The sequence below is a fragment of the Rhodococcus sp. UNC23MFCrub1.1 genome, assembly GCF_000686025.1.
In the GTDB taxonomy this organism is placed as follows: Bacteria; Actinomycetota; Actinomycetes; order Mycobacteriales; family Mycobacteriaceae; genus Rhodococcoides.
The window spans coordinates 177,660-203,351 of the sequence record NZ_JMLQ01000001.1 but is presented as its reverse complement, the minus strand read 5'-3'; the positions used below and the strand labels follow the sequence as shown (position 1 = coordinate 203,351).

The window sequence follows — 25,692 nt, the reverse complement described above, 5'->3', positions numbered from 1 at the left end:
CTCAGAGACGGGGCGCGCGGCGCAGCCGCCCCGTCCCGGGCGCCGAGACCCACACGGCGAGGGCCAGCAGGCCGTCCGCCACGAGAGCCAGCACGGCCACCAGGATCGCGCCGACCACCACTCGGTCGTAGCTGTAGAGCGCCAGACCGTCGAAGATGTACCGCCCGAAGCCGCCCAGGTTGACGAAGGCGGCGACGGTGGCGGTGGCGATGACCTGCAGGGTGGCGTTGCGGATGCCCCCGAGCAGCAGCGGCAGCGCGTTGGGAATCTCCACCCGCAGCAGCACCTGGCGTTCGGTCATGCCCATCGCCCGTGCCGCGTCCACGACGGTGGCGTCGACATTGGCCACACCCGCATACGTCCCGGCGAGGATCGGCGGAATGCCCAGGAGCACGAGGGCGATCAGTGGTGGCACCAGGCCCAGCCCGAGCAGCAGGACGAGGAACGTCAGCACGCCGAGCGTCGGCAGCGAGCGCAGACTGTTCACCAGGCCGACCAGGGCCACCTCGCCGCGGCGCAGGTGCCCGATCAGCAGTCCCAGCGGAACCGCCACGACGACGGAGAACAGCACGGCGAGAAAGCTGTACCAGACGTGCTCGGTGAGACGCGTCGCGATGCCGGTGCCGCCGGACCAGTTGGCGCCGTCGAGGATGTAGCCGATCGCGTCGGAGAAGATGCTCATGCGCGGGCCCCCGTCACTCGTCGCCGGCGAGTCGAGGGCACACCGGCGCGGGTCCACGGCGTCAACGCACGCCCGAGCAGGAACAGCAGCGCGTCGAAGACCAGGGCCAACACGACGATCGCGATGATGCCCGCCAGGATCTGGTCGGGATAGTCGCGCTGGTAGCCCTGGGTGAAGAGCTGCCCCAGACCACCGATGCCGATGACCGACCCGACCGACACCATCGAGATGTTGGTGACCGCGACGACGCGGACGTTCGCGACGAGCACGGGAAGTGCCAGCGGCAGTTCGACGGTCGCGGCGCGGCGGAACCGTCCGAAGCCGACCGCGGTGGCGGCGTCGACGACGGCGGGGGACACCGAGTCGAGTGCCTCGGGCACTGCGCGGACGAGCAGCGCCGTGGAGTACACCGTGAGCGCGATGACCACGTTCAACGGATCGAGGACACGCAGTCCCGCGATGAGCGGGATGGTGACGAACAGTGCGAGCGAGGGGATCGTGAACGCGACGCTCGCCACCACCAGGGTCAGACGCCGCAGCCAGCCCACCGTGCGCACGGCCGCGCCCACGGGCACCGCGACGACCAGTCCGACGAGCAGCGGCACCAGCGACAGGTACAGGTGGGTCCGCGTCAGCTCGAGGACGATGTCGATGTTGTCGATCAGCCAGCGCATCAGGGCTTCTCGAAGTACTGGCGGCCGCGCTCGCGGTCCTCGGCTCGACGCTGGTCCGCCAGCAACGCCACCACCTCGGTGGCGTCGATACCGCCCAGGACGGCGCCGTTCGCGTCGACCGCCACGCCGACGCCGGACGGCGACGAGATGGCCGCGTCCAGCGCCTGTCGCAGATCGCCCGACGGCGGGTACAGCGAACCGCCCGCGGAGGTGCTGTCCGCGATGCTCGCGCCGGACTTGAGCGCCTCGAGGCCGGTGACGTCCATCCAGCCTCGCGGACGGCCCTCGGCGGAGACGACGAGAAGCCACTGGCCCTGGTCGAGACGGATCGACGCCGCGTCCTGTTCCGACGCCGTCGTGATGGGATGCAGGGACACCCCGTCACCGTGGCGGAACGACAGTCCACGGTAGCCGCGGTCCCGACCGACGAAGGACGCGACGAAGTCGGTCGCGGGAGCCGACAGCACCACGTCCGGGGTGTCGTACTGCTGCAACGTTCCGCCGGTGCCGAACACGGCGATGCGGTCGCCGAGTTTGATGGCCTCGTCGATGTCGTGCGTGACGAAGACGATGGTCTTCTTCAGATCGGCCTGCAGCCTGAGCATCTCGGTCTGCAGGTCTTCGCGCACCACCGGATCGACGGCGCTGAACGGCTCGTCCATCAGCAGGATCGGAGGATCTGCCGCCAGGGCACGCGCGACCCCGACGCGCTGCTGCTGACCGCCCGACAGCTGAGCGGGGTACCGGGTGGCCAGCGACAGATCGAGGCCGACGCGCTCGAGGACCTCCATCGCGTCGCGACGGGCCTCCTTGCGTGAACGACCCGTCAGCACCGGAACGGTGGCGACGTTGTCGACGACGGTGCGGTGAGGCAGCAGGCCGGCGCTCTGGATGACGTAACCGATGCCCAGCCGGAGTTTGACGGCGTCGACGGTCGAGATGTCTCGACCGTCGACGCTGATCGTGCCCGACGTGGGCTCGATCATCCGGTTGATCATCCGCATCGAGGTCGTCTTGCCGCAGCCCGACGGGCCGACGAAGACGGTGAACGACCGGTCCTCGATCCGGAGATCGAGAGAGTCGACCGCGAGCGTTCCGTCCGGGTACTGCTTGGTGACTCCCTCGAACGAGATCACGAGACCGGCTTGTCCAGACCCTGCTCGACGACCCAGGCGTTCGCGGCGGCGGCGGGCTCGGTCTTCGCGTCGCCCGACACCTCCTGGTTCAGCGCCAGCAACTCGACCGTCGTGAGCTTGGCCGACACGGCGTCCAGGACGGCGGTGAGCTTGTCCGACTTCTTCGACGAGTTGTAGACCGGGACCACGTTCTGCGCCGGGAAGTTGTTGTCCGGGTCGCCCAGTGCCACGAAGTCGTTCTCGACGATCGCGGGCGTGGTGGTGAACAGATTCGCCGCGGTGATGTCTCCCGCAGCGAGGGCAGCCACGGTGGCCGGGCCGCCGCCGTCGGAGATCGGGACGAAGTTGGCGGCCGGGATGTCGACGCCGTACTTGTCGCGCAGGCCGGGCAGGCCGACGGGACGCTCGGCGAACTCGGGCGGCCCACCGAACTTGACCTCACCCGCGTACGGCGCGAGATCGGCGATGTTGGTCAGGTTCCAGCGCGTCGCGGTGTCCCGCGTGACGACGACGGCGTCCTTGTCCTCGCCGGGGGCCGGCGTGGATGCCAGGAGATCGTCGCTCAGTGCCGCCGTGAGGGCGGTGTTCACCTCGTCGGGCGCCGTGGCCGTGGCCTCGGGGTCCAAGTACAGCAACAGGTTTCCGGTGTAGTCCGGGATGAGGTCGATGGAGCCGTCGCGCACGGCCGGGATGTAGGCCTCACGGCTGCCGATGGACAGGCGCGTGCTGGCGTCGAAGCCGTTGGCCTTCAACGCGTCGGCGTAGATGTTGGCGATGATCTCGGACTCGGTGAAGTTCGCGGAACCGACGACGATGGTGTTCGGATCGCCTCCGCTACCACCCTCACCGCCGCTGCTCAGTGGATCGGAGTCGCCGCCGCAGGCGGACAGGGTGAGTGCTGCAGCGGCCACCAGAGCGGTGGCGGCGACGCGCACGGAACGTGAGGTGGTGCGACGTGTCGTGTTCACTGTTCGAGTGTAACGATAGGCCCCGACACCGGCCCGCTTTCGGCGCCGGAACGCCGGTAGCGGGTTCGAGAGGATGGTCGATGCGGGTCTGCAGGTCGGCCGTCGCGGCGCTGCTCGCGGCCTCGGTGGTGGCCGGGTGTTCGAGTACCGGCGGCCCCGAGGGGACGACGCGCTCGCAGCCGCTGGTGGTCGCCGACACCGGAACTCCGGTGCAGACGGTGCTGGCGCACCTGTACGCCGACGCGCTGTCACGCGGGGGAGCGGCCGCTCGGGTGGACACGGTCGACGGTCTCCCCGGCGCGCTCGCCGGCCTCGACGACGCCTCGGTCGCGCTCGTCCCCGGCTTCACCGGATCGTTTCTGGCGCAACTGGATCCGTCGTCCGCCGCGCGGGCGCCGGAGGACGTCTACGCCGATCTGGCGCGTGCACTGCCGGAGTGGCTGGCGGTCACCGACCAGGGTCTCGCCGAGAACGGGCCGACGGTGTCCGTCACCGCGGCCGCGGGATCGGCTCTCCCCGAAGCCACTCTGTCGGCTCTGTCTCCGCAGTGTTCCCGCCTGTCCGCCGCCGTCGACCCGGCCGTCGATGCGTCCGCGGTGACACGGGCCCTCGCCGAGAGTTACGACTGTGCGTTCGCTCCTGCCGGCCCCACCGAGGTGACGATCGTCCGGGCCACGGACCGGGTCGCCGTGGTCGATGCGACCGACGTGGTGCTCGCCGACGATCGAGACGGCCTCACCGCCGACGTCCTCGTCCCTCTCGTCCGCAAGGGCTCCGTGGACGAGACACTGGACCGTCCGCTGCAGATCATCGCCGGCGAACTCACCACCGCGGATCTCGCGGAGATGGTCGACCGTGTCCGCGGCGGCGAGGATCCGGGCGCGGTCGCCGCGAGTTGGCTAGGGACGCAGTCGTTCTGAGTGGGCGGTCGCGTCGCGGACGAAGGCGCCGATCTCCCGGACCGCTGTCGCCGCCTCGGCCAGCAGGGTGGCCTGCAGGTGGGCGACGTGCCACAGATCCGTGAGTTCGGTGCACCGCACAGAGACACCGGCCTCGGTCAATGCGTCGACGAAGCGAAGGATCTGGGGCCGCAGGATCTCGTCGGCGGAGTACTGGATCAACGTCGAGGGGAAGCCGGTCAACGTGCCACGCACGGGGGCGTAGCGCGGATCGGTCGGGTCGCCGTCGCCCAGATACTGCCGCGCCGAGTTCCGCAACCAGCGAGCGTCGAGCAGGAAGTCGCGCGGCGCCGGGAAGTCCTGGTCCGCCGGATCGGCCCACGGGGAGATCATCGCGACGCACGACGGTGATGTGCCACGGTCGACGAGCGCCTGTGTCGTGGCCGCGGCCAGACCGCCGCCGGCCGAATCGCCGACCACGGCAATGTGATCGGCCGCGACACCGTCGGCGACCAGCCCGTCGAACACGGCCAGTGCGTCCTCGAGCGCGGCCGGGCAGGGATGCTCCGGAGCCAGACGGTAGTGCGCCGCCACCACGACGGCGCCACTGTCGCGGGCGAGCGACGACGTGACGACGCGGTGCGTCAGCGGCGACCCCAGCGTGTACGCACCGCCGTGCAGATACAGCACGGCGGTGCGTCGGACGGTGGCACCGACGGTGACCCGTTCGACCGGGACACCGCCCACGGTCTCGCTGCGGATCACCGTGCCCTCCGGCAGCGGTAGCGACCGGGCCGCGACCTCGAGCAGTGTGCGCTGCACCGGAACCGGGAGGCGCGGGTTCAGAATCACCCGGAACACAGGCTTCAGAACTCGGGACACCACGGGCAACGGCAGAGTCATCGGTCGCATCGCCCGAACCTACCGTCAGCCCTACCGCTGGGTGGTCGTCCGCGGCAGGACGCGCGAGGACAGCCTGACGATGATGTCCTGGTACCGCGATCCCGTGATGCGGGCGAGGGCGTCGAGCGCGCGGGCGTCGTTGCCGATGAGCACGCGGGCCTTGTTCTTCTCCACTCCGCGCAGGATCACCAGGGCGGCCTGCTCCGAGGTGGTCTTCGCGAGGCGACGGTCGAAGAACTCGGCCACCGACTTCTGGTCCTGGCCCTCGGCGACGGTCGCGTTGCGGGCGATCGCCGTCTTGATGCCGCCCGGGTGGACACACGTGACGTGCACCGGGTGGCGGGCGATCAGCATCTCCTGGCGCAACGCCTCGGTGAAGCCGCGCACGGCGAACTTGGCTGCGTTGTACGCGGACTGGGACGGGATCGACAGGAGGCCGAACAGGCTGGACACGTTGACCACGTGACCGTCTCCCGACTCGACGAGATGCGGGAGGAATGCTTTCGTACCGTTGACGACGCCCCAGAAGTCGACGTCGATCACGCGCTCGAGATCCTTGAACTCGGTCTTCTCGACGTCGCCGTGGAAGGCGATGCCGGCGTTGTTGTAGACCTGGTTCACCACACCGAAGTGCCGACGCACGGTCTCCGCGTAGTCGAGCACGCTGCCGCGTTCGCTGACGTCGAGGTGGTCGCTGCGGACCTCTCCGCCGCGCTGCTCCACGGCCGCCACGGTGGCGGCCAGGCCGACCGAGTCGACGTCGGACAGCGCGAGTCGTGCTCCGCGCGACGCCAGTTCGAGAGCCAGCGCACGGCCGATCCCCGATCCGGCTCCGGTCACCACGGCCACTCGTCCACGGAACTCGCTCATCGGGAGATCGCCTTCTCGTCGTCGTTGTCGGTCGTCGCAGGGGTGGGGGTGCCGTCGACGGCGCTCACAGGCCTCGTGACGTCGCCGGCCGCGAGAGCGTCGTATGCCTCGAGGTCGAAGTTGCGGGTGATGCGGCGGAACTCGAAGGTGAAGTCCGGCCACAGCGTCGTGTTGTTGCCGTGCTTGTCGAGGTACCAGCTCGCGCACCCGCCGTTGAGCCACACCGTCTTGTTCAGCTTGGTCTGCAGGTCGGCGTTGAACTCGTCCTGCACCTCGCGGCGCACCTCGACGACACCGAGATCGTGCTTGTCGATCGTGTTGAGCGCGTCGATCACGTAGTTCAGCTGCGACTCGATCATGAACACCATCGAGGTGTGCCCCAAGCCCGTGTTGGGTCCGACCAGGAAGAACAGGTTGGGGAAGCCCGCGACCGTGGCGCCCTTGTATCCCTGCTGTCCGCGCTCGTCGAAGACCTCGGCGAGCGAGCGGCCGTCCTTGCCGAAGATGCCCTGGAAGGTGGGGGAGTCGGTCACGTGGAATCCGGTGGCGACCACCAGGGCGTCGATCTCACGCTCGGTTCCGTCGGCCGTCACGATGGAGTGCGCCCGCACCTCACGGATACCGTCGGTCACCAGGTCGACGTTCGGTCGATCCAGTGCCGGGTAGTAGTTGTTGGAGATCAGCATGCGCTTGCAGCCGATGCGGAAGTTCGGCGTCACCTTGCGGCGCAGCTCGGTGTCGCGGATGCCCTTCGCGATCTGTCGGCGCGCGATGAACTCGAACGCCTTCATGAGCTTGGGGACGCGGGTGAGGCCGACGACCTGGGTCTCACGTGCGGCGTAGATGCCGGTGCGTGACAGACGCTGGTAGCCGGGGAGGTACTTGAACGCCAGCTTCTCGATGCGGGTGTACTCGCGGTCGAAGCGCGGGAGGACCCACGGGGCGGTGCGCTGGTAGACGTCGAGATGGGCGACCGTCGGCGCGATGGCCGGGACGATCTGGATCGCGGAGGCGCCGGTACCGATGACGGCGACGCGCTTGCCCTCGAGGCTCGCGTCGTGGTTCCAGCGGGCCGAGTGGAAGATCTCGCCCTGGAAATCGGTGATGCCGGCGATGTCCGGGAGGTTCGGCTCGCACAGGGCGCCGACGGCGGACACGACCTTCTTGGCCGTGAAGTTCCCCCGGGTGGTCACGATGTCCCACTGCGAGGTGGCGGTGTTCCAGCGGGCCGACTCGACGTGGCAGTCGAAGACGTGGCGGTCGTACACGCGGTACTGCCGCGCGACGCTCTCGATGTACTTCTGAATCTCCGGCTGACGGGAGAACGAGCGGGTCCAGTCCGGATTCAGCGCGAACGAGTACGAGTAGAGGTGCGAGGGCACGTCGCAGGCGGCACCGGGGTAGGTGTTGTCGCGCCACGTGCCACCGACGTCGCTGCCGCGCTCGAGGACCAGGAAATCGGTGCTTCCCTGCTGGCTCAGCTTGATCGCGGCGCCCAGTCCTGCGAAACCGCTGCCGATGATGATGGTGTCGACGTAGCGTGCAGCGACAGCGTCGGTATCTGTAACTGGAAGACTCATGAACCCAGACTAGGTCCTTATTGAGCGCAGGTCAACAGTTACTGACGAACGTTCAGTAGTATGGAGCGCATGGACAGCGTGAAGCGAACGCGGCTCAGTCCGGAACAGCGGCGGGCCCAGCTCATCGACCTGGGGGTCGAGATGCTCTCGGAGCGCACGCTGGACGCCATCTCGGTCGAGGACATCGCCGACCAGGCGGGCGTGTCGCGTGGGCTGCTCTTCCACTATTTCTCGTCCAAGCACGACTTCCACGTCGCGATCGTCGAGCACACCAGCCGACAGATGCTCGACGCCACCGAGCCGCCCGTCGGGCTCGACCCGTTGACGACGCTCGCCGTGGCACTCGCGTCCTACGTCGACTACGTCACCGAGCACCGCTCCAGCTACGTCTCGCTGCTGCGCGGCACCGCGAGCGGGGATCCCGACATGCGGGCCGTCTTCGAGCGCACCCGCGACGTCATGGTCGAACGGACGGTGTCGCAGCTCCCGCTGCTCGGTGTCGAGCGCACCCCGCGGATCGCGCTGGCCATCCGCGGCTGGGTGGCGTTCTGCGAGGAGGTCACCATCACCTGGCTGAACCAGGAGGACCTCAGCCGGGACGAGCTGATCGAACTGCTGGTGCACGCGCTGCCTGCCGTGGCGCTGCCGACGGCGGACACGACCGAGTTGTCGTGGGCGAGTGCCGACGCGGGATGACACCTCGAGCGACACCCCCTTCGATCGACGGGTCCGCACCAGTAACGTGAGGGCGTACACCGGCGCACGAGCGGCGGTCGGCAGCACGAGAGGACGGCCTTCGATGGGCGCGCAGATCAGTATCCCGACCGAGACGCGACACTCGGGAATCCTGGGTATCGGGGCTTACCGGCCCGAGCGTGTCGTCACCAACGAGGAGATCTGCAAGACCATCGACTCGAGCGACGAGTGGATCCGTACCCGTACGGGCATCGAGTCCCGCCGTTTCGCCGGGGAGAACGAGAACGTGGTCTCCATGTCGATCGAGGCCGGACGCCGCGCCCTCGAGAACTCCGGCGTGGATGCCGCCGAGATCGGCTGCGTCATCATCGCGACGTCCACTCACCTGCTGCTCACACCGCCCGCCGCGTCGATCATCGCGGACGCACTCGGCACCGGTGGCCCCGGCGCCTTCGACCTCGGCGCGGGCTGCGCGGGCTTCTGCTACGGCCTCGCACTCGCCTCGGACATGGTCCGCGCGGGCACGTCGGACAAGGTGTTGGTCATCGGCACCGAGCACCTGAGCGTCACGACGCGACCCGACGATCGCGGCACGCGCATGATCTTCGGCGACGGTGCCGGCGCCATGGTCGTCGGCCGCACCGAGGAGCCCGGCATCGGACCGGTCGTCTGGGGTTCGGACGGCTCGCAGGCCGACGCCATCAAGCAGGACAAGGACTGGTTGCAGTACTTCGCGGACCTGAAGGAGGATCCGAACGCCGATCGTCCGTGGATCGCGATGACCGGTATCGCGGTCTTCCGCTGGGCGGCGTTCGAGATGGCCAAGGTGGCACGCGAGGCCCTCGACAAGGCGGGCGTCAAGGCCTCCGAGCTGGACGTCTTCGTGCCGCACCAGGCGAACTCCCGCATCACCGATCTGCTGGCGAAGAGCCTCGAGCTCGCCGAGGACATCCCGGTGGCACACGACATCGCCGAGGCCGGCAACACCTCGGCCGCCTCGATCCCGCTCGCGGTGGAGGAGGTGCTGCGCACCGGCAAGGCGAAGAAGGGCGACACCGCTCTGCTGCTCGGTTTCGGTGCCGGCCTGTCGTTCGCCGGCCAGGTCGTCACGTTGCCGGAGGCCCCGACCGCCTAGTCGTGTCAGAGGTGGCGCAGGAACCGGTCGGGGGCGTCGAAGAACGCCGACCAGTCCCGGACGAGCTGCGCCTCCTCCCACGTCGTGGACGACAGACCGTCCTCGCCGAGTTCGAGCAGGCGTGCTCCCGGCATGGCCGCGAGCACCGGCGAGTGCGTCGCCATCACAATCTGTGAGCCCTCCTCGACCAGTTCCTTCATCACCGAGATCAACGCCAGAGACGACTGGAACGACAAGGCCGCCTCGGGCTCGTCCATCAACCAGAGTCCGACTGCGACAGGGCGATCCGCGACATAGCGCAGAAACGACTGTCCGTGGGACAGCGCGTTGTAGACGACGTCGGTGTCGCGGACTCGCCGTGCGTCCGCGGACTCGAACAATCCGTGCATCGTCTCGGCGCGCAGGAAACACCCGCCCTGCGGCCGCGGTCGGGCACCGTGGCACGTCAGGTGCTTGTGCAGGTCGGTGTCCTGCGCCCCGCCGCCGGGTGACCACATCGCGTCGGCCGCACCGAGACCGAAGGCCCAGCACGCGGCCAGCGCCTCCATCAGCGTCGACTTCCCGGTTCCGTTCTCCCCGACGATCACGGTCACGGGACTGTCGAAGTCGAGCCCGGTGCGCACGATCTCGGCGACCACGGGTACCTGCAGATACCACGAAGCCGGGTCGAATCCCCTCCGTGGAGTGAACTCGACCCGGCTCAATGGCAGCGTCACAGGTGAACGATCACCCGTTGAAGGCCGTGTCGATGATCTCGGCCTGCTCGACCGCGTGGACCTTGCTCGAACCCGACGACGGTGCGGACATCGGACGCCGCGAGACGCGCTTGATGCCGGACAGACGCTCGGGCAGCAGCTCCGGGAACGCGAGACCGAACGTCGGCCACGCACCCTGGTTGGCCGGCTCCTCCTGGACCCACCGGTACTCGGTGGCGTTGGGGTAGCCGTCCAGCGCCTCCGCGATGCGGCGGCTCGGGATCGGGTAGAGCTGCTCGATCCGCACGATGGCGACATCGTCTCGCTTGTTCCTCTGCTTGAAGGCGAGCAGCTCGTAGTACAGCTTGCCGCTGACCATGAGCACCCGCTCGACCTTCTTGCGGTCACCGTCGCCCGAGTCGTAGGTGGGCTCGTCGAAGACGGAGTGGAACTTGCCGTCGGTGAAGTCCTCGATGTTGCTGACCGCAGCCTTGTTGCGCAGCATCGACTTCGGGGTGAACACGACCAGGGGCCGCTGGATGCCGTCACGTGCGTGACGACGCAGCAGGTGGAAGTAGTTCGCCGGCGTGGACGGCACCGCGACCGTCATCGATCCCTCGGCGCACAGCTGCAGGAACCGCTCGATGCGTCCCGAGGTGTGGTCGGGGCCCTGGCCCTCGTGGCCGTGCGGCAGCAGCAGCACGACGTCGGAGAGCTGTCCCCACTTGGCCTCACCGGACGAGATGAACTCGTCGATGATGGACTGGGCACCGTTGACGAAGTCGCCGAACTGCGCCTCCCACAGCACCAGCGCGTCCGGGTTGCCCACGGAGTAGCCGTACTCGAAGCCGACCGCCGCGTACTCGCTCAGCGCGGAGTCGTAGACCAGGAACTTGCCCGGATCGTCGCTGCCGAGGTTGTGCAGTGGCGTGTACTCCTCACCGGTCTTGCGATCGATGATGACCGAGTGCCGCTGCGTGAACGTGCCGCGACGGGTGTCCTGGCCGGACATGCGCACGAGCTTGCCCTCGTCGATCAGCGTGCCGAGTGCGAGCAGCTCGCCGAACGCCCAGTCGACCTTGCCCTCGTAGGCCATCTCGCGACGCTTGTCGAGGACGGGCTGCACGCGCGGGTGCACGGTGAAACCGTCCGGGACGTTGACGAACGCGTCGCCGATACGGTGCAGAACCGACTTGTCGACCGCGGTGGTGAGCTTGGCGGGCAGCTGCTGGTCGAGCTCGACGGACTCGCTCGGCTCCGGGGTGTACTTCTCGAGTTCGCGCACCTCGTTGAAGACGCGTTCGAGCTGGCCCTGGTAGTCGCGGAGTGCGTCCTCGGCCTCCTTGAGGCTGATGTCGCCACGACCGATGAGCGACTCGGTGTAGCTCTTGCGGACGCTGCGCTTGGTGTCGATCACGTCGTACATCGCCGGCTGCGTCATCGAGGGATCGTCACCCTCGTTGTGGCCGCGACGGCGGTAGCAGATCATGTCGATGACGACGTCCTTGTGGAACTTCTGACGGAAGTCGACCGCCAGTCGAGCCACCCAGGCGCACGCCTCCGGGTCGTCGCCGTTCACGTGGAAGATCGGTGCGCCGATCATCTTCGCGACGTCGGTGCAGTACTCGCTGGAGCGCGAGTGCTCCGGCGCCGTCGTGAAGCCGACCTGGTTGTTGACGACGATGTGCACGGTGCCGCCGGTGCGGTACCCGCGCAGCAGCGCGAGGTTCAGCGTCTCCGCCACCACGCCCTGGCCCGCAAAGGCCGCGTCGCCGTGCAGCATGAGCGGCAGGACGGAGAAGCCGTCGGACGAGTCGCCCTTGTTCAGCATGTCCTGCTTGGCGCGGACCAGGCCCTCGAGGACCGGGTCGACCGCCTCGAGGTGCGAGGGGTTGGCCGTGAGCGACACCTTGATGTCGTTCTCGCCGAACATCTGGATGTAGTTGCCCTCGGCACCGAGGTGGTACTTCACGTCGCCCGACCCGTGTGCGGCGGCCGGGTTCATGTTGCCCTCGAACTCGGTGAAGATCTTCGAGTACGGCTTGCCGACGATGTTGGCGAGCACGTTCAGGCGTCCACGGTGCGGCATGCCGATGACGACCTCGTCGAGGGCGTGCTCGGCGGACTGGTCGATGACCGAGTCCATCATCGGGATGACGGACTCTGCGCCCTCGAGCGAGAAGCGCTTCTGTCCGACGTACTTCGTCTGCAGGAACGTCTCGAACGCCTCGGCCGCGTTGAGCTTGCTCAGGATGTACTTCTGCTGAGCGACCGTCGGCTTGACGTGCTTGGCCTCGACGCGCTCCTGGAGCCACGCCACCTGGTCGGTCTCGAGGATGTGCGTGTACTCGATGGCGGCGTGCCGGCAGTAGGAGTCGCGCAGCACGCTGAGCACGTCGCGCAGCTTCATCTTGTCCTGGCCGTGGAAGCCGCCGACCTGGAACTCGCGGTCGAGGTCCCACAACGTCAGGTCGTGGCTGATCACGTCGAGGTCCGGGTGCATCCGGAACTTGTCCTTGGTGAACATCAACGGATCCGTGTCGGCCATGAGGTGGCCACGGTTCCGGTAGGCCGCGATGAGCTCGAGGACGCGCGTGTTCTTGTCGACGCCGCCGGTGGGCAGGTCACGACGCCAGCGGATCGGCTCGTACGGGATGGCCAGACCGTGGAAGATCTGGTCGTAGAACTCGTCGCTGATCAGCAGGTTGTGGATCGTGCGAAGGAAGTCGCCCGACTCCGCGCCCTGGATGAGGCGGTGGTCGTACGTCGAGGTGAGCGTCATCAGCTTGCCGACGCCCATCTCGGCGATGCGCTCCTCGCTGGAGCCCTGGAACTCTGCGGGGTACTCCATGGCGCCGGCGCCGATGATGGTGCCCTGGCCGTTCATCAGACGTGGAACCGAGTGCACGGTGCCGATGGTGCCTGGGTTGGTCAGCGAGATCGTGACGCCGCTGAAGTCGGCGGCGGTGAGCTTGCCGTCGCGCGCACGACGGACGATGTCCTCGTAGGCAGTGTGGAACTGGTTGAACGTGAACTCCTCGCACCCCTTGATCGCGGCGACGACAAGTGACCGCGAACCGTCCTTGCCCGGCAGGTCGATGGCGAGGCCGAGGTTGGTGTGCGCGGGGGTGACCGCGTTGGGCTTGCCGTCGATCTCGGCGAAGTGCCGGTTCATGTTGGGGAACGACTTGACCGCCTGCACGATGGCGTAGCCGAGCAGGTGAGTGAACGAGATCTTGCCACCGCGGGTGCGCGCGAGGTGGTTGTTGATCACGAGACGGTTGTCGATCATCAGCTTCGCGGGGATGGCGCGCACGCTGGTGGCCGTCGGGATCTGCAACGAGGCGGCCATGTTCTTGGCGACCGCGGCCGAGGCGCCGCGGAGCACCTTGGTCGTGTCCTCCTTCGGCGCGTCCGACTCCGGCTGTGCGGGCGGCACGGCCGCGGACTTCTTCTCGGCCGGCCCGGCGGCGGCGGTCGACTTCGCGGGGGCAGCTGTGGTCACGGGCTTGGTCTCCGCCTTCGGTGCCGGCTTGTCGGTCTTCGCGGCGGCCGGCTTGTCGGCCTTCGGCGCGGCAGGCTTCTCGGTCTTCGGCGCAGCAGGCTTCTCCGCCTTCGGCGCAGCTGCCTTCGCGGAAGCGGGTGCGGCTGTGGTGGTCTCGGTGTCGGTGGCGGGATCGCCGCTACCGTTCTGCTCGGGCGTGTAGTCGGCGAGGAACTCGTGCCAGCTCTCGTCGACCGACGACGGATCGGTCTTGAAACGCTGGTACATTTCGTCGACCAACCACTGATTCTGTCCGAACTGTGTTGTAGAGCTGCTGCTCACGGCAGGTGTTCGCCTCGTTTCCTTCTTCGTTCTCGCTCAGCGCACGGCACGATCAAGGTTAGACCTTTCGGTCCGCGGCCGTGTGTCCGGATCACCCTTGTGATCGGCTTCACCAGTGTGTGGCGTGGTCGTGCCGTCGCCGGGTGCGTGACCCGCGCCACTCGCAGCCGTGGTACGTCCTTCGGTGGTTTCCCAGAGTTCGGCGTAGAAACCGTCCGAGCGCACCAGGTTCTCGTGGGTTCCGCTCTCCACGATGCGCCCGTCGTCGACCACCACGACGAGATCGGCCCGCGCGGCGGTCGCGAGGCGGTGCGCCACGATCACCGATGTCCGACGGGTGGTCACGGTGCGGCCGGCGTCCAGGACGGCTCGTTCCGTCGCCGGGTCCAGGGTCGCCGTCGCCTCGTCGAGCAACAGGATGTCGGGATCGACCAGCTCGGCTCGCGCCAGCGCGAGTAACTGCCGGGTTCCCGCCGCGAGGCCGCGGCCACGTTCTCCGACGGGCGTCGCCATGCCGAGGGGGAGTGCGGCGATGGCGGGCAGTGCCCCCACGGCGCGGGCCGCGCTCTCGATGTCGACGCGCGTCGCGTCCGGACGCCCGAAAGCGATGTTGGAAGCTATGGTGCCGCTGAAGAGATGCGCCTCCTGCGGAACGACTCCCAGACGTCGGCGGTAGTCGCCGAGCGGGTACGACCGCACGGGCACGTCGTCCACGACGACGTCCCCGGTGGTCGGGTCGTAGAACCGCGCCATCAACTTCACGATGGTCGACTTGCCGGCGCCGGTGCGACCCACCAGTGCCACCGTCGATCCCGCCGGAACGTGCAGGTCGACCGACGTCAGCGCATCCCGCGGAGCCCCGGCGTAGCGGAAGGTGACGTCCTTCAGCACGATGTCGCCGCGCAGTCGCGGTGGGACCGAGACCGGTGTCGACGACCCGGCCTGCTCGATCGAGCTGCGGGTGCGCAACAGGTCACCGATGCGAGTGAGACCCACGGACGCCTGCTGATAGCCGTCGAACACCTGGGACAACTGTTGGATGGGGCCGAAGAGCAGACCCAGGTACAGCACGAAGGCGACGAGCGCGCCGGCCGAGGTACGACCGTCGGCCACGCGGTACGCACCGAAGAGGACCACGGCGGCGAGGGCGAGGTCCGACAGGAACGCGATGAACGGGAAGAACACCGAGATGGCCCGTTGCGACCGCATCCGGCTGCGGCGGTACGACTCGGAGCGGGCGAGGAACGAGCGTGCCGCAGCCGTCTGATGCCGGTACGCCTGCGTGACCCGTAGTCCGGTGACGTTCTCCTGGAACTCCGCGTTGACGGCCGAGATGCGCTCGCGTGACGTCGAGTACGCGCGAGCGGAGATGCGACGGAACATTAGCGTCGCCACCACCAGGATCGGGACGACCGACAGGGCCACCGCGGCGAGGACCCCGTCGGTGAGGATCAATGCGGCCGACACGCCGACGATCGTCAGGAGGCTGACGACGGCCGTCGACAGACCCGTCTGCATGAACGTCGACAACGCGTCCACGTCGGTCGTCATGCGGGTCATGATCCGGCCGGACAGTTCTCGCTCGTAGTAGTCGAGGCCGAGACGCTGCAGGTGTGCGTAGCTGCGGACGCGGAGCCCGAAGAGCACGCGCTCACCGGCCCGCGCGGTCACCACCGTCATGGTGCGGACCACGAGCCAGTCGACGATCACCAGCGCCAGCGCGATGCCCGACACCGCCGCGAGGATTCCGGTGGACCTCTCGGCGACACCGTGGTCGACGGCGAACCGCACGATCGACGGGAAGGCGATGGTGACGGCCGAGTCGAACGCCAGGCAGACCATGACCACCGCGAGCAGTCCGGCGACGGGGGCGAGGGTGCGCCGCAGGGTGAACGTCGAATCGTCCCGCCGAGCGGCAGCGGTATCGACGCGCGGGTCCTCGTCGGCCGGGGCGAGTCGGGCCAGGATCTCGGTCATGGCCTCGGTGGGCACGGCGCCGCCGAGTGACGACGCCATGTGACCGCCCGGACCGGGAGGGCCGCCGGCAGCCGCGCCGTCCGCGCTCGCGCGGGAGGCGGGTGAGGACGCGAACTCGGTGGAGTCGCCGTCGTCCGGCCACAGCGAGTCGGCGGGCACGTCGTCCTGCGCCGGCTCGGACTTCTTGCCTGCGCCGGACATCAGCGCGCGGAACAGGGGGCAACGCTCGTCGAGTTCGGCCTCGGTGCCGATGTCGACGATGCGCCCCCGGTCCAGGACGGCGACGCGATCGGCCAGCGCGAGCGTCGACCGGCGGTGCGCGAGCACCACCGTCGTCCGGCGTGGACCGGAACGCAGCCGGTCGAAGATCGCTGCCTCCGTGCGGGCATCGACGGCCGAGGTGGCGTCGTCGAGGACCAGGACGCGCGGGGAGGACAGCAGGACCCGCGCGAGCGCGATGCGTTGGCGTTGGCCACCGGACAGCGAGAGCCCGCGCTCACCCACCGTGGTGTCGTAACCGTAGGACAGGTCGCGGACGAAGTCGTCGGCCATGGCGCGCGTGGCCGCGTCGCGGACACTCGCCTCCGACGCGTCGGGGGCACCGAGGGCGATGTTGCGCGCGACGCTGGAGGAGAACAGGAACGGATCGTCGAACGCGACCGACACCGCCGCGCGGAGGTCGTCGGCGGACAGGTCGGCGATGTCGACGTCGCCGATCTCGGACGTGAGCACGATGCTGCCCGACGACGGTCGGTAGAACCGCGGCAGCAGCATGGACAGGGTCGACTTGCCGCTGCCGGAGGGGCCCACCACCGCCACCGTCTCGCCCGGCGCGACCGTGAGGTCCAGTCCGTCGAGCACGGGGGCGTCGGGGTCGAAACCGAATCGGACGTCGCGCAGACGCAGCCCCAGCGGTCCGTCCGGGATCGGTACCGGATTCTCGGGTTCCTCGTGCGCCGGCCGGGTGTCGATGACGCCGTACACCCGTTCGACCGCGGCACGGGACAGCTGGGCCATGACCACGACGGACGTGAGTGTCCGGGTCACGGCGGCCATCGTGGCGACGTAACTCGCGAAGGCCAGGAACGTGCCGACGGTGATGGAACCGGACAGAGCCAACCACCCACCCAGGGCCACCACACCCACCAGACCGAGCTGCGGCAGCGCCGCCATGCCGGGGGCGAATCGGGAGTTCACGACGGCGGCGCGCAGGCGCTCGGCGTACAGCCGCCGGCCGATGCGCTCCAGCGTGTCCACGGCACGCGATTCCTGGCCGAAGCCTTTGACCACGCGCACACCGGTGACCGTCTCCTCCACGTGCCCGGCCAGTTCCGCGGCCTGCTGCTGGGCCGACCAGGTGGCCGCGTACAGCGTGGGGCGCATGCGGACGACCAGCACGCTGATGGCCGGTACGACGGCGAGCGCCACCAGGGTGAGCAGCGGCGACAGGTACGCCATCACGCCGAGAGCCAGGACGAACTGCAGCAGGGCGCCCGCCGACAACGGGACCATGGCGAGCAGACCCTGCACCAGCTGCAGGTCGGTGATCGAGCGCGACACCACCTGACCGACCTGTACCTCGTCCTGCCGCTCGCCGTCGAGGCGGTGCAGCGACGCGAGCAGGCGTTGGCGCAGTCCGTGTTGCACGTCGATGGACAGGGCGCCGGCGAGGAGGCGCCGCCCGAACTGGCACGCGAAGCGGACGACGGCCAGTCCCGCGATGGCCGCGGCGATGGTGGCGATGTGGTCGGTGCGGCTGGCCGACGCGCCGTCGACGGCGGCGCGGGTGAGGAGGGGGAACATGATGTCGATGGCAGCGGCCACGAAGGTCATCGCGAGTGCGCCCACCGCGACGCGGCGATGAGCGAAGCAGTCCGACGCCAGCCTGCGGATCCACCCTCGCGAATCGGGAGTGCTCACGTCACGTCTCGGCGAGTGGTGCGCAGCCACCCGGCTCCGGCGATGCCAATGGTCCACAGCAGCAGTCCGATGACGGCAGCGGAGAACGGAAGCAGCATGTCGCCGTCCGTCCCCTTGTCCGCCGCCATGATCGCGACGGTGGTGGCTCCGGGGAGCAGGGCGGCGACCGCCTCCGCGCCGATGCCGCTGAGCACCGCGATCACGACGAGCTCTCCGATCGGTAGCCACGCGACCACGACGATCGCCGCGATGGCAGGGGAGCCGGTGAGCAGCCCGAGCCCGCAGCCGAGGACACACCACAGCGCGGAGACGACGATGCCGAGAAGACAGACCGCGATCACCAGTCCGTCGTCCACCACTGTGTTGCCCCCGAACAGTGCGAGCGACGCCACGCTGACGAGGACGGACACCACGGCGTACGCGGCACCGACGGCGGCCGAGACGAGAATCCTGGCGGCCACCACCTGACCGCGACGCGGCGCGGCGAGGAAGGTCGTGGACGCGGCGCCGTGGCGCAGGTCGGTCGCGGCGTGCACCGCGCCGAACACGGCGGCGAACAGCACCGACACGCCCACGGTGACGTACAACCCGATGAGAGCGGCGACGCGATTGGCGTCGTCGACGCCGGTGAGCGCGTCCGACGACGCGATGGCGGCGTACACGGCGCTGGCGAATCCGCCGATCAGCACGGGCGGTAGACCCAGTGCCCACCACGACCGCAACGATCCGACCCGGCGGATCTCCGCTCGGAGCAGACCGCCTGCCGTGGGGCTCATCGCCGAGCTCCGGTGAGGGCTGGATGCGGACCGACTGGGGTCGTGAGGGACAGGTAGATCTGCTCGAGGTCCACGGCGGACACCACGGTTCCGTGGACGGTCACCCCGGACGCGTGCGCCGTCGACCGGATCACGGCCTCGCCGACACCGGTGACCACGAGTCGGCCGTCGGGACCCAGCACGGCGTCGGTGTGGCCGGACGCGGCGAGGCCCAGTGCCAGGGCGGCGGGGTTCGAACTGTGCACCAGGATTCGGGCGGGACGGGTACCGCGGAGCTCACCGATACTGCCGTGGAAGACGACCGAGCCGCGGTCGAGGATCACGACGTGGTCGACGACCGCCTCGAGCTCGCGAACGACGTGGCCGGACACCAGAACGGAGCCGCCCGCACGAGCGAATCCGCGCAGGAAGTCGCGGAGCCACACGATGCCGCCGGGGTCGAGACCGTCGGTCGGCTCGTCCAGCACGAGGATGCGAGGTGTGCCGAGCAGTGCCGCCGCGAGCGCGAGGCGCTGCCGCATCCCGAGAGAGAACTCGCCGACGCGGCGACCGGCGACGTCGTGCAGACCGACGAGTGCGAGCACCTCCTCCACACGGGAGTCGGCGACACCGAGGACGGGCGCGAGAGTGCGCAGGTGTGCGCGCGCCGTGCGGCGGGGGTGCGCGCCGCCGCCGCCGAGCACGGCACCGACGGCGCGGCCCGGCTCGACGAGTGCCGCGTACGGCAGGCCCTCCACCAGCGCCGCACCCTCGTCGGGCTGTACGAGCCCGAGGAGCATTCGCAGCGTGGTCGACATGCCGGAACCGACGGGTCCGAACAACCCGGTCACCGATCCGCGCGGTACGACGAACCCGATCCGCGCGGCGGCGACCGCGGTTCCGTACGTCTTGGTGAGGTCACGCGCCTCGAGCGCGTGTCCGGGGCTCGTCTCGGTGGTGACGTGCACGCGTCAGGCGTCCGGCTCGACGACGCCCGGTGCGTCCTGCCACCGCGCCGGCGGCGGCCCGAAGGCGTCCCGTGCATTGGTGACGACGCCTTTGCCCAAGGCGCGGTTGCCGGCTCCGCCGATGACGGCTCCGATGCCCGCGGGCAGCAGCGTGCCGAGCATGACCGCCCCTCGCTTCGCGGCGTACTTGGCGACGAACTTGCGGACGAGCCGCTTGTTCAGACTGCCGAGGTTCGCGCCGGGGATCCCGGCGGTGAGCACGCGGCCGACGTTGCCGCGGCCCAGTGTCCTGCCGACGATCTCCCGGCCGGACTCACCGAGAGCGACCGCCAGCACCAGCGCACGCCGCTGTTCGTGGTCGTGCACGGCGATGCCGTGGACGGCGGCCACCGACAGGGTGAGCAGTGCGGAGGCCTCGACGAAGAAGGCCGTCTCGGTGCCGACGGCAGCGACCGACGCGACGGTGCCGATGCCGGGCACCGCGGCGGTGGCCCCGGCAGCCCCGCCGCTTCCCGTCACGGCGTTCAGGAACGTCTTCTCCAGGCGACCGATGATCTGCGCCGGCGACTCGGTGGGATGCGCGCGGCGTATTCGCCAGACGTACTTCTCGACGGCGGGGCCCTGCAGTCGGCTCCCGTTGTTTAGGATCGACACCAACGCCTTCTCGACGCGTCCTGGATCCTCGGCCATCGATCGGTCCTCCTCGTCCGCAGCGTGTGCACGAATGCCGTGCGGCCTCGCTCGTACCGTTCTACCGTGTGCCCATGACAGCCGTGTCGGACGGCGCGACCGCGGTGCCGTCGCGGGCCCTCCGCGGCCTCGTGCGTCGCTACGAGGGGTACCGCCTCTCCGGCTTCGCGCCGGGCTCGCACGTCGGCATGCCGTCCGTCGACCTGACGATCATTCTGCCGATCGGGCCACCGCTCACGATCTCCCGCACCGCGATGGCGGATCAGCGGCCGGGGGAGTTCGGTGCCCTCGCGTCGGGTCTGGGGACCGAACCCGTCGTGATCGAGCACGACGGCGAGCAGCACGGTGTCCAGATCACGGTGACGCCGGCGGGGTGCCGCGCGCTGCTCCACGTCCCGCCCGCCGAGTTGCGCCAGTACATCGTGCCGTTGGAGGACCTGCTCGGGCGCGATGCCGCTCGGCTTCTCGACGGCGTGCACGCAGCGACCGGATGGCGTGAGGCATTCGCGCTGCTGGACCGCACGCTGTGCGCGCGACTGGGCCGGGCCCCGCAACCGGATGCCCGGCTGGAGCGGGCGTGGGCGCGGACCACCGGTCCCACCGCGATGTCGGTGGAGCAGGTCGCCGCGGAGGTGGGATGGAGCCGTCGACGCCTCGAGACCGCGTTCGCCTCCGAGTACGCCGTCACGCCGCGGGACGCGGTCCGGCTGGGGCGGTTCGCCCGAGCGCACGCGATGCTGCGGGTGGCCGAACCGCCCCGGCTCGCCGAGGTGGCGTCGGTCTGCGGCTACTTCGACCAGGCACACATGCACGGGACTGGCGCGCGCTGGCGGGATCGGCGCCCTCGGTGTGGCGTGCGAACGAGGTGTTCGCATCCGTACAAGACGAGCGCACCTCCGCGGCGACAGGATCGACGGCATGACCGAGACACAGCACACCGAGACCACCCCGACCGTCGTCTGGCCCGCACTCCGATACGACGACGCGCGTGCCGCGATCGCCTTCCTCGTCGACGTCCTCGGCTTCACCGAGGCCGCCGTGTACGGCGAGGGGGAGCGCGTCGACCACGCCGAGCTCGTCCGCCCCGGCGGCGGAGCCGTCATGCTCGGCTCGGCGCGACCGGACAGCACCATCGCGGGCCTGCCGCCCGGAGTCGGCGCCGTCTACGTTGCCGTGGGACAGGACGAACTGACGCGACTGCACGATCGCGCGCGCGAGGCCGGCGCCCGTATCGTGGAACCCCTGCGCGACGAGGACTACGGCGGCCAGGGTTTCACCTGCCTCGATCCCGAGGGGGTGCACTGGTCCTTCGGCACCTATCGGGGCCATTCGGGCTGAGGGTGCTCCGCGCCTGTGGACGGCTGGTTTGGCCTGCTCGCTCCGACCCGGTAACATGGAACGTCGGTGCGTTCACGCGTGCCTGCACGAAGTGTGGTTACGAGACGTCAATCAGGTGTGCAAACCAGGATCGCGGAGGATATGGCAAAGAAGGACGGCGCAATCGAGGTCGAGGGCCGAGTAGTCGAACCCCTGCCCAATGCGATGTTTCGCATCGAGCTGGAGAACGGTCACAAGGTGCTCGCTCACATCAGCGGCAAGATGCGGCAGCACTACATCCGCATCCTCCCCGAGGATCGCGTCGTGGTCGAGCTGTCTCCCTACGACCTGACACGCGGGCGGATCGTCTACCGCTACAAGTAGTCAAGAGTCCCCGGTTCCTCGCGAGCCGGGGATCAACCATGTCCGAGGTTCGACGCGTTCGCGCGTGATCCTCGGACGCGACCAGGAGATCGAACAGACGTGAAGGTCAAGCCGAGCGTCAAGCCGATCTGCGAGAAGTGCAAAGTGATCCGCCGTAACGGCCGGGTCATGGTGATCTGCGACAACCTGCGCCACAAGCAGCGTCAGGGCTGATCAACCCCCCTCTCGAAGATCTACTTGGCTCCACATGCCAGAAGAAGACCTCCCAGCACCAGCTGCCCACACGCGGGTAGTACACCCCCGGCCGCGGAGGCCGGGGCCCCGAGCACCACATGTATGGGGACGGACTGGGAGCAGACCTCCGCACGAATGAAGGAAAACGCCACATGGCACGTCTAGCCGGTGTGGATCTTCCGCGCGAGAAGCGCATGGAGATCGCACTCACCTACATCTACGGCATCGGCCGTACCCGTTCGCAGGAGATCCTCTCCGCCACGGGCGTCAGCCCCGATCTCCGGAGCAAGGACCTCACCGACGAGGACCTGACCAAGCTCCGCGAGTACATCGAGGAGTCGCTCAAGGTCGAGGGCGACCTGCGCCGCGAGGTGCAGGCCGACATCCGTCGCAAGATCGAGATCGGCTGCTACCAGGGCCTTCGCCACCGTCGTGGTCTGCCCGTCCGTGGACAGCGCACGAAGACCAATGCGCGCACCCGTAAGGGACCGAAGCGCACCATTGCCGGCAAGAAGAAGGCGAAGTAATGCCCCCGAAGTCACGCACCTCCGGTCCGAAGAAGACCCAGAAGACGCGCCGCAGGGACAAGAAGAACGTCCCGCACGGCAGCGCTCACATCAAGAGCACGTTCAACAACACGATCGTGTCGATCACCGACCCGTCGGGCAACGTCATCTCGTGGGCGTCCTCGGGCCACGTGGGCTTCAAGGGCTCGCGCAAGTCGACTCCGTTCGCCGCTCAGCTCGCTGCCGAGAGTGCCGCGCGCAAGGCGCAGGAGCACGGCGTCAAGAAGGTCGACGTCTTCGTGAAGGGTCCCGGCTCCGGCCGCGAGACCGCGATCCGTTCGCTCCAGGCGGCAGGCCTCGAGGTCGGCACCATCTCCGATGTCACCCCCCAGCCGCACAACGGCTGCCGTCCGCCCAAGCGCCGTCGCGTCTAGCGGGAAGGAAGTAACAGAACATGGCTCGTTATACCGGACCCATCACCCGCAAGTCGCGTCGACTGCGCGTCGACCTCGTCGGAGGCGATCAGGCCTTCGAGCGTCGCCCGTACCCGCCCGGCCAGCACGGCCGCGCGCGCATCAAGGAGAGCGAGTACCTGCTCCAGCTGCAGGAGAAGCAGAAGGCACGCTTCACCTACGGCGTCATGGAGAAGCAGTTCTCGCTGTACTACAAGGAAGCGAACCGCCTCAAGGGCAAGACGGGTGAGAACCTGCTCCGCATCCTCGAGACGCGTCTCGACAACGTCGTCTACCGTGCGGGCCTCGCTCGCACGCGTCGTCAGGCACGCCAGTTGGTCACGCACGGCCACTTCTTGGTCAACAACAAGAAGGTCGACATCCCCAGCTACCGCGTCTCGCAGTACGACATCATCGACGTCCGCGAGAAGTCGCTGAGCACGCTGCCTTTCCAGATCGCCCGTGAGACCTACGGCGATCGTCCCGTTGCCGGTTGGCTGCAGGTCGTTCCGAACCGTCTCCGCATCCTGGTCCACCAGGAGCCGGAGCGTTCGCAGATCGACATCCCGCTGACCGAGCAGCTCATCGTCGAGTACTACTCGAAGTAGGGCGCTTCGCGCCCCGTGCGCCTTTTGCGTATCTCCGGATACGCAAGAGGCGCACGGGGCCGTAGGCCACATCCCGAGCGTCAAATAGCGGACGCTCTTCCCAGGAGGACATCAATGCTCATTTCTCAGCGACCCACGCTGACCGAAGAGGTCATCGCTGACAACCGCTCGAAGTTCGTCATCGAGCCCCTCGAGCCTGGCTTCGGGTACACCCTCGGCAACTCGCTTCGCCGCACGCTTCTCTCGTCGATCCCCGGCGCTGCTGTCACCAGCATCCGTATCGACGGCGTTCTGCACGAATTCACCACGGTCCCCGGCGTGAAGGAGGATGTCACCGACATCATCCTGAACCTCAAGGGTCTCGTCGTGTCCTCGGAAGAGGACGAGCCGGTCACCATGTACGTCCGCAAGCAGGGCCCCGGCACTGTCACTGCAGGCGACATCGTTCCTCCGGCCGGCGTCACCGTGAACAACCCGGATCTGCACATCGCGACCCTGAACGACAAGGGCAAGCTCGAGATCGAGCTCGTCGTCGAGCGTGGCCGCGGATACGTTCCGGCTGTTCAGAACAAGGCGTCGGGCGCCGAGATCGGCCGTATCCCGGTCGACTCGATCTACTCGCCCGTGCTGAAGGTGACCTACAAGGTGGAGGCCACCCGCGTCGAGCAGCGCACCGACTTCGATCGGCTCGTTCTCGACGTGGAGACCAAGAACTCCATCACCGCGCGGGACGCGCTCGCCTCGGCGGGCAAGACCCTGGTCGAGCTGTTCGGGCTTGCCCGTGAGCTCAACGTCGAAGCAGAAGGCATCGAGATCGGACCCTCGCCCGCCGAGGCCGATCACATCGCATCCTTCGGTCTGCCGATCGAGGATCTGGACCTCACCGTCCGGTCCTACAACTGCCTCAAGCGCGAGGGTGTTCACACCGTCGGCGAGCTGGTCGGCCGTACCGAGTCGGATCTGCTGGACATCCGTAACTTCGGACAGAAGTCCATCGACGAGGTCAAGGTCAAGCTGCACTCGCTCGGCCTCTCGCTCAAGGACAGCCCCGCGACGTTCGATCCGAGCACTGTCGCCGGATACGACGCCGCCACCGGTACCTGGAGCGACACCGACACCGCCGTGAGCGATGCCGACGGCGCCGAGCAGGACTACGCCGAGACCGAACAGCTCTGACGCACTCGCGTCCCGAGCTCTTGATCAGGAGAGATTGACATGCCCAAGCCCACCAAGGGTCGCCGTCTCGGCGGATCGGCGTCGCACCAGAAGGCGATTCTCGCCAACCTGGCGACGGCGCTGTTCGAGCACGGACGGATCACCACCACGGAGTCGAAGGCCAAGCGCCTCCGCCCCTACGCCGAGAAGATCATCACGCACGCGAAGGCCGGCTCGCTGGCTCACCGTCGTGAGGTCATGAAGGACATCCGCAACAAGGACGTCGTTCACACTCTGTTCGCAGAGATCGGCCCGCATTTCGCCGAGCGCGCAGGCGGCTACACCCGCATCATCAAGACCGTCCCCCGCAAGGGTGACAACGCTCCTCAGGCCATCATCGAGCTCGTTCGCGAGCAGACGGTGTCCAACGAGGCGGACCGTGCTCGTCGTGTCCAGGCATCGCAGGCCGCGCCTGCCGCCACGAACGACGAGACCGCCGCTGACGAGGCTGCATCCGATCAGAACGTCGTCGAGGCCGTCGAGGCCGAGGCAACCGACGCTCAGGTCGAGAATGCAGACGCTGTCATCGAGGGTGTCGAGGCAGAGGACGCTCACGCGGCCAACGCCGATGAGGCAGACAAGAAGTAAGAGTGTCCTCGGAC

At 68.5% G+C, this 25,692-nt stretch carries 24 protein-coding genes; 11 read left to right on the top strand and 13 right to left on the bottom strand.

Annotated features, from left to right (window positions below):
- Window position 1: 1 nt before the first annotated feature.
- From BR07_RS0100925 to BR07_RS0100910, 4 genes are read right to left on the bottom strand one after another with little or no spacing between them, the layout of a single operon-like run.
- The gene (locus BR07_RS0100925) at window positions 2–682 is read right to left on the bottom strand and encodes an ABC transporter permease (RefSeq protein WP_027503841.1); all 681 of its coding nucleotides are present in this window, start codon (window positions 680–682) and stop codon (window positions 2–4) included.
- Window positions 679–1,356, bottom strand: coding sequence for an ABC transporter permease (locus tag BR07_RS0100920; RefSeq protein ID WP_027503840.1), 678 nt, complete (start codon window positions 1,354–1,356; stop codon window positions 679–681). Before BR07_RS0100920 ends, BR07_RS0100925 begins: the two co-directional genes overlap by 4 nt.
- On the bottom strand, window positions 1,356–2,492 hold the full coding sequence (locus BR07_RS0100915) for an ABC transporter ATP-binding protein (protein ID WP_027503839.1): 1,137 nt from the start codon (window positions 2,490–2,492) through the stop codon (window positions 1,356–1,358). The genes BR07_RS0100920 and BR07_RS0100915 overlap by 1 nt, the downstream gene beginning before the upstream one ends.
- Window positions 2,489–3,460, bottom strand: coding sequence for an ABC transporter substrate-binding protein (locus BR07_RS0100910; RefSeq protein ID WP_027503838.1), 972 nt, complete (start codon window positions 3,458–3,460; stop codon window positions 2,489–2,491). The genes BR07_RS0100915 and BR07_RS0100910 overlap by 4 nt, the downstream gene beginning before the upstream one ends.
- Window positions 3,461–3,540: 80 nt before the next feature.
- On the opposite strand from BR07_RS0100910, the gene BR07_RS0100905 reads away from it, so the two are divergent.
- A complete protein-coding gene (locus BR07_RS0100905) occupies window positions 3,541–4,380 on the top strand; it encodes a glycine betaine ABC transporter substrate-binding protein (RefSeq protein WP_027503837.1) in 840 nt (279 codons plus the stop codon).
- Here BR07_RS0100905 and BR07_RS0100900 read toward each other — a convergent pair.
- From BR07_RS0100900 to BR07_RS0100890, 3 genes are read right to left on the bottom strand one after another with little or no spacing between them, the layout of a single operon-like run.
- Window positions 4,360–5,271, bottom strand: a complete 912-nt coding sequence (locus BR07_RS0100900; RefSeq protein WP_027503836.1) for an alpha/beta hydrolase — start codon at window positions 5,269–5,271, stop codon at window positions 4,360–4,362. The genes BR07_RS0100905 and BR07_RS0100900 overlap by 21 nt on opposite strands.
- Window positions 5,272–5,292: 21 nt before the next feature.
- Window positions 5,293–6,132, bottom strand: a complete 840-nt coding sequence (locus BR07_RS0100895) for an SDR family NAD(P)-dependent oxidoreductase (RefSeq protein ID WP_027503835.1) — start codon at window positions 6,130–6,132, stop codon at window positions 5,293–5,295.
- Entirely contained in the window at window positions 6,129–7,712 is a 1,584-nt protein-coding gene (locus BR07_RS0100890) for a flavin-containing monooxygenase (protein WP_027503834.1), read from the bottom strand. The genes BR07_RS0100895 and BR07_RS0100890 overlap by 4 nt, the downstream gene beginning before the upstream one ends.
- Before the next feature lie 69 nt (window positions 7,713–7,781).
- Here BR07_RS0100890 and BR07_RS0100885 point away from each other — a divergent pair, with 69 nt between their 5' ends.
- On the top strand, window positions 7,782–8,408 hold the full coding sequence (locus BR07_RS0100885; protein ID WP_027503833.1) for a TetR/AcrR family transcriptional regulator: 627 nt from the start codon (window positions 7,782–7,784) through the stop codon (window positions 8,406–8,408).
- A gap of 103 nt (window positions 8,409–8,511) precedes the next feature.
- The gene (locus tag BR07_RS0100880) at window positions 8,512–9,543 is read left to right on the top strand and encodes a beta-ketoacyl-ACP synthase III (RefSeq protein ID WP_027503832.1); all 1,032 of its coding nucleotides are present in this window, start codon (window positions 8,512–8,514) and stop codon (window positions 9,541–9,543) included.
- 5 nt (window positions 9,544–9,548) lie between these two features.
- Here the strand turns inward: BR07_RS0100880 and BR07_RS0100875 are convergent, their stop codons facing one another.
- The 6 genes from BR07_RS0100875 to BR07_RS0100850 are packed head-to-tail and all read right to left on the bottom strand — an operon-like array spanning window position 9,549 to window position 20,374.
- Entirely contained in the window at window positions 9,549–10,259 is a 711-nt protein-coding gene (locus tag BR07_RS0100875; RefSeq protein WP_231476095.1) for an AAA family ATPase, read from the bottom strand.
- A 10-nt stretch (window positions 10,260–10,269) separates the two neighbouring features.
- Window positions 10,270–14,064, bottom strand: a complete 3,795-nt coding sequence (locus BR07_RS0100870; protein ID WP_081821021.1) for a multifunctional oxoglutarate decarboxylase/oxoglutarate dehydrogenase thiamine pyrophosphate-binding subunit/dihydrolipoyllysine-residue succinyltransferase subunit — start codon at window positions 14,062–14,064, stop codon at window positions 10,270–10,272.
- A gap of 36 nt (window positions 14,065–14,100) precedes the next feature.
- Window positions 14,101–17,961 carry an ABC transporter ATP-binding protein gene (locus BR07_RS22715; RefSeq protein ID WP_231476094.1) on the bottom strand — a complete coding sequence of 1,287 codons (3,861 nt, stop codon included), beginning with the start codon at window positions 17,959–17,961 and terminating at the stop codon, window positions 14,101–14,103.
- Window positions 17,958–18,737 carry an ABC transporter permease gene (locus tag BR07_RS0100860; RefSeq protein WP_037183839.1) on the bottom strand — a complete coding sequence of 260 codons (780 nt, stop codon included), beginning with the start codon at window positions 18,735–18,737 and terminating at the stop codon, window positions 17,958–17,960. Before BR07_RS0100860 ends, BR07_RS22715 begins: the two co-directional genes overlap by 4 nt.
- Window positions 18,734–19,684: an ATP-binding cassette domain-containing protein gene (locus BR07_RS22710; RefSeq protein ID WP_051612922.1), complete on the bottom strand. Its 951-nt coding sequence runs from the start codon at window positions 19,682–19,684 to the stop codon at window positions 18,734–18,736. Before BR07_RS22710 ends, BR07_RS0100860 begins: the two co-directional genes overlap by 4 nt.
- Before the next feature lie 3 nt (window positions 19,685–19,687).
- Window positions 19,688–20,374, bottom strand: coding sequence for a hypothetical protein (locus BR07_RS0100850; RefSeq protein WP_027503828.1), 687 nt, complete (start codon window positions 20,372–20,374; stop codon window positions 19,688–19,690).
- A gap of 918 nt (window positions 20,375–21,292) precedes the next feature.
- On the opposite strand from BR07_RS0100850, the gene BR07_RS0100840 reads away from it, so the two are divergent.
- The 8 genes from BR07_RS0100840 (at window position 21,293) to rplQ (ending at window position 25,678) form a co-directional block, all read left to right on the top strand.
- Window positions 21,293–21,712, top strand: a complete 420-nt coding sequence (locus BR07_RS0100840) for a VOC family protein (RefSeq protein ID WP_027503826.1) — start codon at window positions 21,293–21,295, stop codon at window positions 21,710–21,712.
- Window positions 21,713–21,853: 141 nt separating this feature from the next.
- Window positions 21,854–22,075: a translation initiation factor IF-1 gene (infA, locus tag BR07_RS0100835; protein ID WP_005140011.1), complete on the top strand. Its 222-nt coding sequence runs from the start codon at window positions 21,854–21,856 to the stop codon at window positions 22,073–22,075.
- Between the two features lie 99 nt (window positions 22,076–22,174).
- The gene (gene rpmJ, locus BR07_RS0100830; RefSeq protein WP_009679193.1) at window positions 22,175–22,288 is read left to right on the top strand and encodes a 50S ribosomal protein L36; all 114 of its coding nucleotides are present in this window, start codon (window positions 22,175–22,177) and stop codon (window positions 22,286–22,288) included.
- A 173-nt stretch (window positions 22,289–22,461) separates the two neighbouring features.
- Window positions 22,462–22,836 (top strand): 30S ribosomal protein S13, encoded by a 375-nt coding sequence (gene rpsM, locus BR07_RS0100825; RefSeq protein ID WP_027503825.1) that lies wholly within the window; start codon window positions 22,462–22,464, stop codon window positions 22,834–22,836.
- Window positions 22,836–23,249, top strand: a complete 414-nt coding sequence (rpsK, locus tag BR07_RS0100820; RefSeq protein ID WP_027503824.1) for a 30S ribosomal protein S11 — start codon at window positions 22,836–22,838, stop codon at window positions 23,247–23,249. The genes rpsM and rpsK overlap by 1 nt, the downstream gene beginning before the upstream one ends.
- A gap of 20 nt (window positions 23,250–23,269) precedes the next feature.
- Complete coding sequence (rpsD, locus tag BR07_RS0100815) at window positions 23,270–23,875, top strand: 30S ribosomal protein S4 (RefSeq protein ID WP_027503823.1); 606 nt, start codon at window positions 23,270–23,272, stop codon at window positions 23,873–23,875.
- A gap of 114 nt (window positions 23,876–23,989) precedes the next feature.
- Window positions 23,990–25,051: a DNA-directed RNA polymerase subunit alpha gene (locus tag BR07_RS0100810; protein ID WP_027503822.1), complete on the top strand. Its 1,062-nt coding sequence runs from the start codon at window positions 23,990–23,992 to the stop codon at window positions 25,049–25,051.
- Between the two features lie 39 nt (window positions 25,052–25,090).
- Complete coding sequence (gene rplQ / locus BR07_RS0100805; protein WP_027503821.1) at window positions 25,091–25,678, top strand: 50S ribosomal protein L17; 588 nt, start codon at window positions 25,091–25,093, stop codon at window positions 25,676–25,678.
- Window positions 25,679–25,692 lie beyond the last annotated feature (14 nt).